15 protein-coding genes and 2 riboswitches are annotated in these 12,995 nt (G+C 63.5%); of the genes, 7 read left to right on the top strand and 8 right to left on the bottom strand.

Annotated elements, in window-relative coordinates; genetic code table 11:
- Positions 1-16: 16 nt before the first annotated feature.
- The 4 genes from AKJ09_RS32770 to AKJ09_RS32755 form a co-directional block, all read right to left on the bottom strand.
- Positions 17-1,456, bottom strand: a complete 1,440-nt coding sequence (locus AKJ09_RS32770) for a hypothetical protein (RefSeq protein ID WP_146651794.1) — start codon at positions 1,454-1,456, stop codon at positions 17-19.
- Complete coding sequence (locus tag AKJ09_RS32765; protein WP_146651793.1) at positions 1,453-2,061, bottom strand: hypothetical protein; 609 nt, start codon at positions 2,059-2,061, stop codon at positions 1,453-1,455. Before AKJ09_RS32765 ends, AKJ09_RS32770 begins: the two co-directional genes overlap by 4 nt.
- Before the next feature lie 143 nt (positions 2,062-2,204).
- Positions 2,205-2,437: riboswitch (cobalamin riboswitch) on the bottom strand.
- Between the two features lie 89 nt (positions 2,438-2,526).
- Positions 2,527-3,957, bottom strand: coding sequence for a hypothetical protein (locus AKJ09_RS32760; RefSeq protein ID WP_146651792.1), 1,431 nt, complete (start codon positions 3,955-3,957; stop codon positions 2,527-2,529).
- Between the two features lie 5 nt (positions 3,958-3,962).
- On the bottom strand, positions 3,963-4,577 hold the full coding sequence (locus tag AKJ09_RS32755) for a hypothetical protein (protein ID WP_146651791.1): 615 nt from the start codon (positions 4,575-4,577) through the stop codon (positions 3,963-3,965).
- 152 nt (positions 4,578-4,729) lie between these two features.
- A riboswitch (cobalamin riboswitch) is annotated at positions 4,730-4,950 on the bottom strand.
- Positions 4,951-5,032: 82 nt separating this feature from the next.
- Here AKJ09_RS32755 and AKJ09_RS32750 point away from each other — a divergent pair.
- A complete protein-coding gene (locus AKJ09_RS32750) occupies positions 5,033-5,335 on the top strand; it encodes a DUF6959 family protein (protein WP_146651790.1) in 303 nt (100 codons plus the stop codon).
- Between the two features lie 96 nt (positions 5,336-5,431).
- The gene (locus AKJ09_RS32745; protein WP_146651789.1) at positions 5,432-5,806 is read left to right on the top strand and encodes a VOC family protein; all 375 of its coding nucleotides are present in this window, start codon (positions 5,432-5,434) and stop codon (positions 5,804-5,806) included.
- Between the two features lie 114 nt (positions 5,807-5,920).
- Here AKJ09_RS32745 and AKJ09_RS32740 read toward each other — a convergent pair whose 3' ends face one another.
- A complete protein-coding gene (locus AKJ09_RS32740; protein WP_146651788.1) occupies positions 5,921-6,415 on the bottom strand; it encodes a cytochrome c-type biogenesis protein in 495 nt (164 codons plus the stop codon).
- A gap of 171 nt (positions 6,416-6,586) precedes the next feature.
- On the opposite strand from AKJ09_RS32740, the gene AKJ09_RS32735 reads away from it, so the two are divergent.
- The 5 genes from AKJ09_RS32735 (at position 6,587) to AKJ09_RS56380 (ending at position 10,884) form a co-directional block, all read left to right on the top strand.
- Positions 6,587-7,264, top strand: coding sequence for a hypothetical protein (locus AKJ09_RS32735; RefSeq protein ID WP_146651787.1), 678 nt, complete (start codon positions 6,587-6,589; stop codon positions 7,262-7,264).
- A gap of 91 nt (positions 7,265-7,355) precedes the next feature.
- Positions 7,356-8,768: a c-type cytochrome gene (locus tag AKJ09_RS32730; RefSeq protein WP_146651786.1), complete on the top strand. Its 1,413-nt coding sequence runs from the start codon at positions 7,356-7,358 to the stop codon at positions 8,766-8,768.
- 28 nt (positions 8,769-8,796) lie between these two features.
- Positions 8,797-10,119, top strand: a complete 1,323-nt coding sequence (locus AKJ09_RS32725) for a c-type cytochrome (protein ID WP_146651785.1) — start codon at positions 8,797-8,799, stop codon at positions 10,117-10,119.
- An 83-nt stretch (positions 10,120-10,202) separates the two neighbouring features.
- Positions 10,203-10,538 carry a copper-binding protein gene (locus tag AKJ09_RS32720; RefSeq protein ID WP_169928056.1) on the top strand — a complete coding sequence of 112 codons (336 nt, stop codon included), beginning with the start codon at positions 10,203-10,205 and terminating at the stop codon, positions 10,536-10,538.
- The gene (locus tag AKJ09_RS56380; protein ID WP_420814287.1) at positions 10,468-10,884 is read left to right on the top strand and encodes an SMI1/KNR4 family protein; all 417 of its coding nucleotides are present in this window, start codon (positions 10,468-10,470) and stop codon (positions 10,882-10,884) included. The genes AKJ09_RS32720 and AKJ09_RS56380 overlap by 71 nt, the downstream gene beginning before the upstream one ends.
- A gap of 121 nt (positions 10,885-11,005) precedes the next feature.
- Here the strand turns inward: AKJ09_RS56380 and AKJ09_RS32710 are convergent, their stop codons facing one another.
- The 3 genes from AKJ09_RS32710 to AKJ09_RS32700 form a co-directional block, all read right to left on the bottom strand.
- On the bottom strand, positions 11,006-11,353 hold the full coding sequence (locus AKJ09_RS32710; RefSeq protein WP_146651783.1) for an immunity protein Imm33 domain-containing protein: 348 nt from the start codon (positions 11,351-11,353) through the stop codon (positions 11,006-11,008).
- 589 nt (positions 11,354-11,942) lie between these two features.
- Positions 11,943-12,209: a hypothetical protein gene (locus tag AKJ09_RS32705; RefSeq protein ID WP_146651782.1), complete on the bottom strand. Its 267-nt coding sequence runs from the start codon at positions 12,207-12,209 to the stop codon at positions 11,943-11,945.
- Between the two features lie 97 nt (positions 12,210-12,306).
- Complete coding sequence (locus AKJ09_RS32700; protein WP_146651781.1) at positions 12,307-12,897, bottom strand: SMI1/KNR4 family protein; 591 nt, start codon at positions 12,895-12,897, stop codon at positions 12,307-12,309.
- Between the last annotated feature and the right edge of the window lie 98 nt (positions 12,898-12,995).

Genomic DNA, 12,995 nt, shown 5'->3' with positions numbered 1-12,995 from the left:
GAATGTCCGAATTGGTTCAGTAGAAGGGAGCTGCCTTGCCCCAGTACTTCAGGAACACGGCGTAGTCCGCGTCGTCGATCTTGCCGTTGCCGTCGAAGTCGGGACGCGCGTCGAAGTTCGGGTCCGTCTTGGTGGCGAGATACGTATCGACGAAGATCGAGAGATCCTTGTCGTCGACGACGTCGTCGTTGTTGAAGTCGGCATCCGCCACGTCACCGAAGCCGTCACCGTCGGAGTCGGTCTGATCCGGATTCGGCGTGAGCCACGCGTTGTCGGCGCCGTCGGGAATGCCATCGCCGTCGGTGTCGGGTGCATCCGGCGCGAAGTAGAGCTGGACGGCCGTGTTGGTCGGATCGTCGTAGTCGTCGAATTCGGCACAGTTCGGCGGCTTGCTCGTCATCTTGGCGGTCACGATCGCCATCTTGAGCTCTTCGACGTACGTGACCTGCGTGGTGTCGTCATTTCGGCAGGGATCGGGCGCGATCTCGGTGTACTCGGTCGAGCTCGCCTTGTTGACGGGAGCACCGCCCGCGAGAACACGCGTAATCACAGTGCCGCTGACGAGTCCGGCATAACCAACGTCACCCGTATCGAAGCGACCACCGCCACCGACGTACAGGTTGTTGTTCGCGTCGACGCCCAGGTACGCGGCACTGAGAATCGAGTCCGCCAGGACGTGCCCGGAGTTGAGATACGAAAGCGGTGTGCCTGCGAGAGCTGCGGCAATGTCGGCCGCCGACCAGATCTTCAGCTGCCCGGTACGCGAGACGTCACCGGCGTACGTGTAACCGTTTCCGGTGATGAAGTTACCGGACTTGTCGAACGCCAGGCCGCTCGACGCACCGGGGATATCCGGAAGAATGGGGATGAAGGCACTCGCCGGATCGGCAAGGGACGCGTCGATGGCGTAAACCGTGCTGCCATTCGCGGCGCCGGCGTTGATGAACAGATATCGATTGTCACGCCAAACGCCGTCATAGAACTGCGCGATCACGGACTTCACACCCGTGACGGTCGAGAGCTCCGGCGGGGACTTCACGCTGAAGAGGCTCGTCGCGCCGATGAAGATCGGACTGCCCGATTGGGTACCGATCGCGAACGTCTTTCCATCGGGCGTGACGCGCGCGAAGCTCGGGTCCATGTGCCGAGCCGAGCTTGCGATCTTGACCCAGACGCTCGCACCGTAGTTCTTCTGCAACCAGATCGTTCCGCCGTCGACCGCGAAGATGCGCCCCTTGAGGGTATAGCCGTCGACGACCACATCGGTTTTCGAGCTGAACGTGCCGTACAGCGTGCCGAAGCCCGGCGTCGTCGTGACGGGAGGCTTCAGCGCAAAGGTGGGCCGCGTGGAGTAATCCGCGAAGTCGTCGGCGCTCGCATCACGCGCCACCGTGCCGATGCTGGTCACGAGGAACGCCGCACTCAGCCATCGCACGAAGCGATTGGTCGTCTTCATAGTCCACCGTCCTTCGCGGTCAGCGTCGTCCAGGCTTTGCCCTGACACCCCGTGGGCGAACCCGGGGTGGTCGCGCCGATGGCGAGTACGTCTGCCACGCTCGCGGCCTCTTCGATGGGCACGCAGAGCTGCAGAGCCGAAGCCGTGCCCGTCCAGTCGATGCGTGCGAACTTGCCCGTCGGGCTCGTGGCAATGAAGGCCTTCTGATCCGAGCAGACCTGGGAGATCTTCCAGAGCGTCGGCGGCTTGGCGTTGTCCGCCTTGCCTGCCGGCACACGCGTGTATGTCGTGGCCGTCGCCGTCTTGCGAATCCAGTGCTGGGCGCCATCGCCCGCCACGTAATTGCCCACGATGTCGAGGGCGGAGTTGCCGGTGCACGAGAGCGGCACCACCGCAGCGTCACCGCCCGCGTCCTTGCCTCCCGCGTCTTCGACGGCTGAGTCTTTGCCGCCGGCGTCCTTCGTTGGTGCCGACGCATCCTCGAGGGCGTTCGTCCCACCGTCGAGCGGATTCAAGCTCTGCGTATCGCCGCCGCACGCCGCGAACACCAACGCACCGAGCATCGTCACGCCGACGCCGATACGTCTTACCCCTGCCTTGAACATGCGCCTTGCTCCTCGTGGTGGACGAGTCACGAAGGGCGGCGGGGAACGCTCGGTGCTCAATGCTCGATGCGAGATACGCATCGAACGAGAGTCGAGCCGTCCGCGCCTTCCCGTCGAAGGCTCGTCCGAAGCGCGTGACGACATCGTCACACGCACTCTCGGCAGGTGTTCGGACTCCCGGGCTCTTCAAGTGTCGTCGTTTCCGCCGACGCTTGAGTTCCTACTGGTCACCGCTTCCCAGGCGCTGTCTGGCCCAGTGCTTCGTTGGTGACGTTCGTTCCCGATTACCGCTGCGGGGCAGTCCCGGACTTACACCGGGGTTCCCTTTTAATCCCGACAGCCGAAGCCGTCAGGCACCGATAGCGTCCTCTCGGTTACCCGCAGCACGCGGAGCTGTCAACGCGCAACTCGCGCCTCGGGCCTGAACGTGAACGCCAGGCCCGAGACGGCTCCTCTCCTCTTCGCTCAGTAGAACGGGGCGGACGTGCCCCAGCGCTTCTGGAATTCGGCGAAGTCGGCGAAGTCGATCTTGCCGTTCTGGTCGAGGTCGACGTTCTTGTCGTAGTTCGCGTCCGCCTTTGCGGCTTCGAAGGCAGCGACGAAGATCGCGAGGTCGTCTTCGTCGACGTCACCGTCGTTGTCGAAGTCCGCGTCCGCGACGTCGCCGAAGCCGTCACCGTCCGAGTCCGTCTGATCAGGGTTCGGCGTCAGGTAGGCGTTGTCGGCGCCGTCCGGAATGCCGTCGCCGTCGGTGTCGGGCGCGTCCTTCGGGAAGTAGAGCTGAATGGTGCCCGTGCCCGAATTTCCGCTGTTGTCGAAGGGCGCGCAGTTCGGCGGCTGAGACTGCATGTTCGCCGTCACCACCAGCATCTTGAGCGAATCGACATATTGGACGCGCGTCGCGTCGTCGTTGCGGCACGGATCGGGCGCAATCTCCGTGTACTCAGCGGCGTTCGACTCGTCGACCGGCGCTCCTCCCGCGAGCACGCGTGTGACGACCCCGTGGTTGATGAGCACGGCATAGCCCATGTCGTGCGTTCCCCCGAAGGCATCACCGCCGCCAACGAAGACGTTGCCGTCTCCGTCGACACCAAGCGGCGACGCGCTGAGGATCGATTCGGCGAGGACATGCCCCGATGTCACGTAGGGCAGTGAGGTTCCAGCGAGCGCAGCGGTGATGTCCGCCGCCGACCAGATTTTCACCTCGCCCGTCCTGCTCGTCCCTGCATACGCAAGACCGTTGCCGGTGATCAGGTTGCCGTCGTGATCGAACGCAACGCTGCCTGACGCACCCGGGACATCCGGAATGATGTCGATGAATCCTGTTTCAGGATGTTCGAGCGTCGTGTCAATTGCGTAGATCTTGCTTCCCGCCACGAAGTCGCCGGCATTGACGAACAGGTAGCGGTTGTCGCGCCACGCAGCATCGTAGTAGTTCGCCGGGATCTTCTTCACGCCTGCAGTCTTCGAGACGTTCGGCGGATTCTTCACGCTGAAGATGGTGGTCGAACCGATGTACATCGGCTGCTCATAGCCGGTGCCGAGCGCGAACGTCGTACCGTTGGGCGACATGTGGAGGAAGGTTGGGTCCATGCTCTCGGTCGCCGTCGCGACCTTCATCCACACGCTCGAGCCGAAGTTCTTCTGCAACCAGATCGTATCGCCGTCGACGGCGAAGAGACGCCCGCGAAGTGCATAGCCCTCGATCACGACGTTGGTGTTCGGGCTGAACGTACCGAACAACGTAGCGAAGCCCGACGTACGCGGCGGCAGCGTCAGGTTGTATGAACCCTTGGTGGCGTACTCCGAGTAAGCGTCGGCGCGTGCGTCACGGGCAACGACGCCGAGGCTCGCGCTCATGAGGAGGGCCGTCAGCCAGCGCATGGATCGATGCATCGATTTCATTTTGCACCTGCCTTCGTGGTGACGAGAGCCCAGGCCGCGCCCTTGCATCCCGTGGCCGTGATCGGCGCGGACTTCGGCGCCGACAGCGCAGCGTTCTCGTCCGCCATTTCGGTGGCCGCAACGCAGAGCGAGAGCCCCTTGGTGTCTTGCATCCATTCGACGCGTGCGAACGTGCCGGTCGGCGACGCCACAAGGAACGCCTTCTCGTTCGAGCAGACGCGCGTGATCTTCCAGAGCGTCGGCGGCCTCGTGTTGTCGGCGGCGCCGCTCGGAACGCGCACGTAGGTAGTGGCCGTCGCGGTCTTGGTCAGCCAGTGCTGGGTCCCGTCGGCCTCGACGTACTTGCCCGTGATCGCGAGCTCTCCGCTTCCCGTGCAGGTCATCGGGGCTTCGGCTTCGCCGTCCGAGGCGCCCGCGTCGGAAGCGCCGGCGTCCTTGATGGGCTCGCTCGCGTCGGGCTTCGCACCGCTGTCGGTGCTCGGCGTCGAAGCGTCCTCGCCATTCGTGGCGCCCGCGTCCGTCACGGAGGAGCCATTGCTCTCACTGCTCGTGCATGCCAAGAGCGGAAGGCACACGAGTGCGCTCCGCCAGCCGAATCTCGTCGTCACCATCTCGCCGCTCCTCGTCCCGCGATGAAGCGAGCCGTCGTGGAGTAGAGAAGCGGAGCGAGAACACACGAGCTCGATCTCCAGAGATGCGAGACTCGTCATGTTGCGACCTGCCACGCCTTCCCCACGAAGGCCCGTCAGAAGCGCGTGCCCAGTCGACACACGCACTCTCGGCAGGTTTTCGGACTTACGGGCGTTGGCTCTTTGCCGAAGCTCTGAGCCGACCTACTTGCCACCGCTTCCCAGGCCGGAGCCCAGTGCTCTTTGGTGACGTTCGTTCCCGATTACCGCTGCGGGGCAGTCCCGGACTTCAACCGGGTTCCCTTTTAATCACGAGAAGCAAAGCCCCTCGTGCACCGATAGCGAGAGAAGCCGTTAGTCAGTCGCCCACGGGGTGTCAATGAGGCTCTCGACTGGTCGGCCGTGCGTCATCTTCACGCCGCTGTAGGATTGGACGCATGACGACCGAGACAGCTGACGTGTTGGCGCGCCACGGGAACGTGGCGGTCGTTCAACTATCTGGACGAAAATTTCCGGGCATCACCATCCAAGGGGATTCCTTCTCGTACCTGGCAGGCCTGGCAAAGTCCGTCGCCGCACGGGCAGCGCAGATGGGTGATGCTGATCTCGACGACGCCGCCAGCGAACTCAGAGAGCGGCTCGAGGGGATCCTTCAAGTGTACGAGACGCCCCTCAGCGAGCACGGCATCCCCCTTCCGTATGTCAGATCCGCCCCGCCCGCCTCCGACAGTCAAAGTTGAGGGACATCTCTCCCATCGCAGTCCAACTTGGCCCGCCGGTTCTGCGGGATACATTACGTTGGGCCTCGCGTAGGCCCACACGCGCCAGGAGAACTTATGTTTGACCACGTCAAATTCGGAGTCAGCGACTATGCAGCGAGCAAGGCGTTCTTCCTCAAGGCGCTCGAACCGCTCGGCGTAGCTGTCGTCTCGGAGGGGTCACCGACGTACGGTGTCGAGCTTAGCCCAAAGGGCAAGGCATCCTTGTGCCTGTACCAAACCGCGGAGAAGCCGGCGCATCTTCACTTGGCGTTCACGGCCGAGAATCGCCAGCAGGTCGAGGCTTTCTATCGCGCGGCTCTGGAGGCAGGTGGCAAAGACAATGGTGCGCCTGGTCTGCGCCCGCACTACCACGCGAACTACTATGCCGCTTTCGTCATCGCTCCGGACGGGCACAACATCGAAGTGGTCTGCCACGCCCCCGAAGCCTAACCCTCCATCGAGGGGACTCCGCATCGACGGAATAGCTCCGTAGGAGGCGACATGGAGTAACTTCGCGTCTTCGCGCCGAGCGACGTCGAGCTACCGGACGAGGACAAGGCAGAGTCACGAATCGAGCTCTGCGAGCTCCGCATCGATTCGATCGTCGAAAGCGTCTCGCGTCGTAACGCTCGCGGCCCCGCCCTCGACCGAAGGCGTGCGTGCGCGCCGCGTCCACCGTCGAACGACGACGAGGAGCGCTCCCGCGAGGAGAAGGGCCGTCAGCGCAATGCCGACCCCCATGGCACGAATGGGCGCGTCGCTCCGAGCCGCAAGGATCTTGTCGCCGTAGCGGGCCACGAAGTCCGCCTGAATCGCCTCGCCGCTCTCTCCCCGTTCAAGCCTGGTTTCGATCTCACCGCGCAGCGCTCGCGCGAGATCGGAGTCGTGGATGTCGAGCGTGCTGCCGTAGCAACATGGCGCGTAAAGGCGAGTCTCGAGCGCCTGTGCCCCTGGATACGACTCGGCCGAGCTCGTTCCGGCCGCAAGGCACAGCATCATGGCGATGGCGATGGCGATGGCGATGGCGATGGCGATGCGGGAGCGTCGACGACGCTGCATCCAACCAGCGTAGAACGGCCAAGCCCACCTCCGGGCGTGGCCGATCGTCGCGCCCCCCAGAATTGCCGAACGCGGCTGCGCTTGCGAGCGCGATACCTCACGATGTCCCTTTTCGGGGGCGACAACTTGCCACGCGCTCGCGCGTCGGCAGCATGGCAGACGTCTCTTCGCATGCCTACGCCCTACGACCGAACGACGCGTCGGACCTTCCTCGACCGACTGGCGCGCGCAACTGGCGCTCTCGTGCTCGCGCCCATCTCCTCCGCGTGCGCGGCTCGAGCCGCAGAGCCCTCGAAGCCGGGCGATCCGCGCGCGGTCCCTCGCGAACGCCCGGCAGGATGGGATCCCATCGAGTTCAACCGTGCACGCGGCAACGCAGGCGCGATCCCCGCGAGCTATCTCCCGTCAATCAATGGTCCCGACGGTGACGCGAAGCATCTCGGAAAGCATCTCCCCTACATTCCGAACTTCGAGCGTGCACGGTTCCCCGCGGGCGCCATCGCGCTGATGTGGGGCGACTCTTCAAAAGGTTATGCCGCACACCCGAACGCGGCTCCATCCCAAGCCAATCCCGAAGGCCACTGGTTCAATTGGATACGAATTCGTAAAGCCGTCGCCGGTGATGCCGAGGAGCGGGAGAGTCGGTTCTCGGCGTGGCCACATCCCCGTCCGGGAGACAACGGTGCCTACCGCGCGTCCCGAGGGGACGCCCCTGGTGCGGATTCCGGAAAGGACACGATCTACATCGCCGAGCTACCGAGCGACGTACGCCCTGGCGATCTCGTGCGCATCCACGCGCACTGCATCACGCACGGCGAGTACGTCGACTTTCTCGTCGTTCCGTCGTGAGCTCTGCTTCGACGCGGCAGCGTGGTGAAGTGTCGCGCGACGGTTCGCCATCCTGTCCGAGCATGATTCCGACGCTAAGGAGGTCCGCGAAATGGACCTCCCCGTCTTCCATCTCGACTTCCTGAACGATCGGATGCTCATCGCGATCATCGCGATCCTCCACGTCGTCATCAATCACGCCATGGCGGTAGGGGGCATACCGCTCGTTGTCTATCTCGAGTGGCGAGGCCTCACGAGCGGCGACGAATCTTGGGACCGACTCGCGCATCGCATCCTGACCTTTTTCTTCGTCGTCACGACGACCGTGGGCGCTCTCACCGGTGTCGGCATCTGGTTCTCGACGTCGCTCGTGAACCCCTACGCCATCGGCAGCCTTCTCCGCGTCTTCTTCTGGACCTGGTTCACGGAGTGGCTCGTCTTCGTCACGGAGGTCGTGCTCATCCTCGCCTACTACCTGAGCTGGAAGAGCTGGAGCGGCAAGCGCAAGCGAGCTCACAACCGGCTCGGTATCGCCCTCGCCGTTGCGTCCTGGCTGACGATGGCGCTCATCGTCTCGATCTTGGGATTCATGATGGATCCGGGATCGTGGCGCTCCGACAAGACGCTGCTGAGCGGAATGCTCAACCCGATGTACCTGCCGCAGCTCGCGTTCCGTACACCGCTCGCAATGCTCATGGCTGGCGCGTTCGGACTGGCCGTCCTGCCGCGTGTCACGGAGCGAGGCTCGGAGCTTCGCGCGCGCGCGATCCGCACCATCTCGCGATGGATGCTCGTCTGGGCGCTCCCGTGCGTATTCGGCGGTCTCTGGTATGCCCGCCGGGTCCCCGCGGCGATGGCCCCGAACGTCGCGGTCGCCCTGACGACGCAAGCGCTCGTTGCCTGGTCTCGAACGGCGATCGGGGTACTGGGCGGTGCGTGCCTGCTCATCGCCCTCATTGCGATCTGGGGCTCCGTGAAGGCGCGCTCGCTCCGAACGTGGGCACTGCTCGTGCCGGCCCTGCTCACCGTCGTCCTCATCGGCACCTTCGAGCGGGTACGCGAGTTCGTTCGCAAACCCTACGCCATTGCCGATTACATGTACTCGAACGGTATTCGTAAGGAGGATTATCCGCTCTTGCAGCGAGACGGTCTCCTCGCACACGCGACGTACACGAGCGTCCGACAGATCACGCCCGAGACCGAGATCGACGCCGGACGCGAGGTCTTCGTGCTCGCCTGTACCCGCTGCCATACCGTGGACGGGGTCAACGGCGTCCGCGGAGTCCTCCATGGAATGTATGGCGACGAGCCGTGGAACGCCGATGCGATCGCCGGCTACGTCGGCGTGATGCACAACGCTCGCCCGTTCATGCCGCCCTTTCCGGGGAACCTCGAAGAGCGACGTGCGCTCGGCGCTTACCTCGCTCGATTGCAGGAGCACCGTGACGTCGTCGAGGGCGCGCAAAGCACCGGTGTGACGACCACCCCGCGCGTCCGACGTAGCGACGTCGTCGCGCAGCCTTGATCCCTATTTCCCCTGGAAACGCGAAACCATGTCTCCGACACCAATTCCTCGCGACATCCCCTTGCCGCTCCCGGCGAACGCCCGCTTCCTCGAGCTGTTTCTCGTCATCGCGTTCGTTCTGCACATTCTCTTCGTCAACTTGATGGTCGGCGGCTCGTTGCTCGTGCTCGGCTTCGAGATCCGCGGCTTGCGGGAGCGCGACTACGACCGACTTGCACGCGTCATCGCAACGGCAACCACGGTGAACAAGAGCCTCGCGGTCGTCCTCGGGGTGGCCCCGCTGCTGCTCCTCAACGTCCTCTATACGATGCACATCTACACGGCGAACGCCCTGACCGGCACCGCGTGGATCCTGCTCGTGCCGGCCATCGCCACGACGTTTTTGCTTCTCTACCTCCACAAGTACTCGTGGGACCGTCTCGCCGATCGGAAAGGCGTCCATATCGGCATCCTCGCGCTCGCAGTGGCGCTGCTACTCGCGATCCCGCTCGTCTTCCTGGCCAACGTCAATCTCATGATGTTCCCGGAGCGATGGACCGACGTCCGCGGTTTCCTGAGCGCGCTGACCTTGCCCAACGTCTTCCCCCGCTACTTCCACTTCCTCTGCGCGTCGCTCATCCTCACGAGCCTCGTCGGCGTCTGGTACTTCGGCCGCGCATCGACCGAAGTCGAGGCGATCTTCGAGCGATTCACACGCGCGCGGATCCGTCGTGAGCTCTACTCCGTAGCGTTCGTGGTCTCGCTCGCGCAATTCATCGTCGGTCCCGTCGTGCTCGTCACGTTGCCGACGAAGGGGCTGCATTCGTCGGTCCTCGCGGCCATTCTGATGGGCGCTCTCCTCGCGATTCCGTCGGTCTGGATGATCTGGAAAGAGATCGCGAGCGGTGACGACGTCGGAAAGCGCCTGCCACTCATCGCGACGTGCCTTACCCTGACCGTCGTCTGCATGGCCATGGGCCGGCAGATGTACCGAGGCGCAGCTCTCGCCGAGCACAAGCGCGAGATGCAGCGGGCGACCGAGCAATGGTTGGCCGACTCCGAACAAGCGGCCTACGACGCGGAGATGGGGGTTGTTCGCGCCGCCGCCGGTGTGAGCGAGGGACAGGTCCTCTTCACGAACAACTGCAGCGGTTGCCATGCGGTCGACCGCAAGCTCGTCGGCCCGCCGCTCACGGAGATCGCGAAGCTCTACGAAGCGCGCCCGGAGGGGATCGTGACGTGGGCACGATCTCCCGGAAAGAAGCGCCCCGACACGCCCCAGATGCCCGCGTTTGCCATCGTGGGCGACACGAAGCTCCGCAAGATCGCCGAGTACATGCTCGAGACGGGCGGCAAGCACGGCAGCCCGTGACGCGAGCGCGGCCGCTACTCGATGGGGGGGCGCGACGACTTGTCGCCTCCCCGAGTCGTGGCGGACGTGGCATGAGCCCGCCCATGCGCAGCATTGCAAAGGTCGCCAGGTTCGTCGTTCCGGTCGTTCTCCTTGCCGCGGCGGTAGCCGTAGGCACCCGCGTCTGGACGTCGGACGCGTACGCGTGCGGGGCGGAGACCTACAGCACGCGTGGCGTCGTGAAATCGTTCGGTGACGGACGCAGGTACGTCAACATCGCGCACGACAAGATCGACGGTTACATGGCGGCGATGACCATGTCCTTCGAGCCGCGAACGCCGGAACAGCTTCAGGGCATCGACGTCGGCGATCGCGTCTCGTTCACCTTCGCGGCGACCGAAGACGGCCGTCGCGTACTCACGGTCATCAAGAAGGACTAGGCGTCCAAGACAGCCTCAGCATCGGGAGTACCTGAAGCGATTCGGCCATCTCAGAGTGGCTCATTTAGAGTTGTTCGGACTCGGTGACGACACGCCAACGTTCCTCGAGCTCGTCAAGATAGCGATCAGTGAGCGCACGGAGGTCGGTTGTCCTATTCCCGTCGAGCTCGTGCCATTGCAGAATGACGGCTTAGGCAACCTGTATTGCATCACGACGAAACCGGAGGAAGCGGGTGCAATCGTCTTCTGGGACCACGAGGGCGGACCACATCAAGTGCCCGATCGAATTGCTCCATCTTTCGCTGAGTGGCTGGTCCAACTCCTCGACGACTTGGACGAGAGATAATCGAGCACCGAGAGGTTAGCCCCGGCGTTCTTCGCGAGGGGAGGTGGACGGGCCGCTTCTCCTCGCTCGTGACGGGGACGACGAGTCGCGTCGCATTGCTGCTGAGGCTCTCGGTTTTGCCTCAGACGTCAAGCAGCTTCAGGTCCTCCCACACGTCCTCGTAATCGCCGGCTGTAAGGAACCGCCAACGTGGCGGAAGACCGAGAAACTTGAGTGCCGCCGGACACCACTCTGCAAGGTGCGCAATGTGGAGTGGTTCGAAGAAGTCAGGTGCTGTGGAGAGTTCTTCGCCAGCCCAGATGTACCAGCCCGATGTATCTCCCTGCGGCGGATGGCGCAATCCGTTGAGCGGCATCAGCCCTGTGCGGACGTTGCGCGCGATTCCCACAGTCCGATGGTGAGGCGCCTCTACCCACGGAGCGCCGTACTTCTTGCAAACCGCGTGCTGCTCTTGGATGACGTTATTCATTGCCCGAACAGCCTATCCATAAGGCGCATAAGACTTCTCATGATGTCCCCTTGGAACTCCGCGAAGGCAGCTGGTCGATTGAACGAATCTTCGACGAAAAGGTGTGTGCAGCTCCTTCGCGTCGTGAATGCGTTCCGAGGAACCGCGTCTGAGCGGGGCTACTGAGGCAGAACCGATTCGTAGGTCGTGTGCCCCTCCGTCGCCCAACGCTCGCAGACCCATTTGGATGTCCTGCCACCTCGGGTTTCGCTCGCTGTGCACCCCTCGGGATAACCGGTTGTCGCCTTCGACGCGTCCTCTTTTGGCAATCCCTGGCACCCCTCTCCGCCGCTCGTGGAGTCACAATTGGGCACAATCCCGTCGGGCGTCGCGTCCGAGCAAGCGCTCAAGACCACGACCGCTACGGCGATTAATCCAGCCAGTCTACCAAGCAAATGCGTCATTCTTACGACTCTCGAGAAGCGTGAATATTACGGCGCGCCACAGCCGATCCTAGCGCGGCTGGCGGAGCCGCAAAAGCACTTGGTGCGGCTTCTCTACGCCATTCACCATACCTACGCCGATACGAGTCGTCGCACATTCGCACGAATCAATTCACCATGCTCCGCATCCAAATCCCCGGCTGTCCGCCCGGGATTGCCGAACTCCACCTCAAACCCACTCCATCCGCCCAGATCGATCGCAACCCCAATGGAATGTCAAAGGCTCGATGAAACATCGCAATTGCCAGAACCGTCTTGCCCTTGCCCGCACGTGCCTTCGCCAGTCCCAGCAACTCCGACAACTCCGCCCCCTTGAGCGTCAGCTCACGAAGTTCCTGCACGACTTGCACAAAAGACGGATCGTCCAGCCACATCAACGACTCCCAGCACCTTGGTGAAACGGAACCACGACATTGCGAGAGCTACCACGAACACTGACGGCAGATGAGCGCGGCGTTCGTCGCAGGTCAGTCATCCGATCGGGGCGATTCGATTGCGCCAAACCCAATCGAGGAGTGCTGCCCCGCTGGTCGCGACGGGCGTCGAGGTGTCTGGGCCTGCCGTGTCCATCAAGAAGTAGCGTCCAGACTCGACGTCGAGGACCACGAACGACGCACCATCGCGATGATACGAAATCGCAACGAATCGGTCCGCGACCAGACCGGGATCGGCTTCAGCGCCGTACATGACTGTGCGTGCCAAATCCCACTCTTCAATCGGCGCTATCCCCGCATACGCGCGACCGCTCTCGGCATTCGCCCATAGATGGATGCCGTTCATACGCATCAAAAGCTGGCGGAGGTCCGTCGGCAGGACGTGTGACGGATATCGCTGCTCCCATGCATCGATCACCCGCACGTTGGCGGGAGAACCGAGAATGTGGCGATAGGTGACCTCACGCTCCTCCGCATGACGTCCGGGCGCCGCGAGCAGATCCGTCAGCCTCAACCCACCTGGCCTTGCGGCCTTCGCCAGTTCATCGGGAGGCGTGCACCACACCGTATGTCGCAGACGCCGCTCCGGTTCGCTCGCAACGTTCTCCACGAAGGCATCGATATCCACGATGGCACGATAGGACCTGGCCCACCCGACTGGCCACGCCTGACCGCACTAGCAACGGTGTGGCCGTCTTTCGGCCTTCCGACATTGGGCCCTACCTC

The organism is Labilithrix luteola (assembly GCF_001263205.1).
GTDB classification, from domain to species: domain Bacteria; phylum Myxococcota_A; class Polyangia; order Polyangiales; family Polyangiaceae; genus Labilithrix; species Labilithrix luteola.
Note: the sequence above shows the minus strand (reverse complement) of the source record. Positions and strands in the feature narration are given on the sequence as shown.

What these genes read in the sequence shown, in the direction of transcription:
- AKJ09_RS32760 (WP_146651792.1), bottom strand. Translation starts at nt 3,957, where the DNA reads ATGCATCGATCCATGCGCTGGCTGACGGCCCTCCTCATGAGCGCGAGC.
- AKJ09_RS32740 (WP_146651788.1), bottom strand. Translation starts at nt 6,415, where the DNA reads ATGCAGCGTCGTCGACGCTCCCGCATCGCCATCGCCATCGCCATCGCC.
- AKJ09_RS32765 (WP_146651793.1), bottom strand. Translation starts at nt 2,061, where the DNA reads ATGTTCAAGGCAGGGGTAAGACGTATCGGCGTCGGCGTGACGATGCTC.
- AKJ09_RS32750 (WP_146651790.1), top strand. Translation starts at nt 5,033, where the DNA reads ATGACGACCGAGACAGCTGACGTGTTGGCGCGCCACGGGAACGTGGCG.
- AKJ09_RS32745 (WP_146651789.1), top strand. Translation starts at nt 5,432, where the DNA reads ATGTTTGACCACGTCAAATTCGGAGTCAGCGACTATGCAGCGAGCAAG.
- AKJ09_RS32720 (WP_169928056.1), top strand. Translation starts at nt 10,203, where the DNA reads ATGCGCAGCATTGCAAAGGTCGCCAGGTTCGTCGTTCCGGTCGTTCTC.
- AKJ09_RS32710 (WP_146651783.1), bottom strand. Translation starts at nt 11,353, where the DNA reads ATGAATAACGTCATCCAAGAGCAGCACGCGGTTTGCAAGAAGTACGGC.
- AKJ09_RS32705 (WP_146651782.1), bottom strand. Translation starts at nt 12,209, where the DNA reads ATGTGGCTGGACGATCCGTCTTTTGTGCAAGTCGTGCAGGAACTTCGT.
- AKJ09_RS32770 (WP_146651794.1), bottom strand. Translation starts at nt 1,456, where the DNA reads ATGAAGACGACCAATCGCTTCGTGCGATGGCTGAGTGCGGCGTTCCTC.
- AKJ09_RS32735 (WP_146651787.1), top strand. Translation starts at nt 6,587, where the DNA reads ATGCCTACGCCCTACGACCGAACGACGCGTCGGACCTTCCTCGACCGA.
- AKJ09_RS32725 (WP_146651785.1), top strand. Translation starts at nt 8,797, where the DNA reads ATGTCTCCGACACCAATTCCTCGCGACATCCCCTTGCCGCTCCCGGCG.
- AKJ09_RS32755 (WP_146651791.1), bottom strand. Translation starts at nt 4,577, where the DNA reads ATGGTGACGACGAGATTCGGCTGGCGGAGCGCACTCGTGTGCCTTCCG.
- AKJ09_RS32730 (WP_146651786.1), top strand. Translation starts at nt 7,356, where the DNA reads ATGGACCTCCCCGTCTTCCATCTCGACTTCCTGAACGATCGGATGCTC.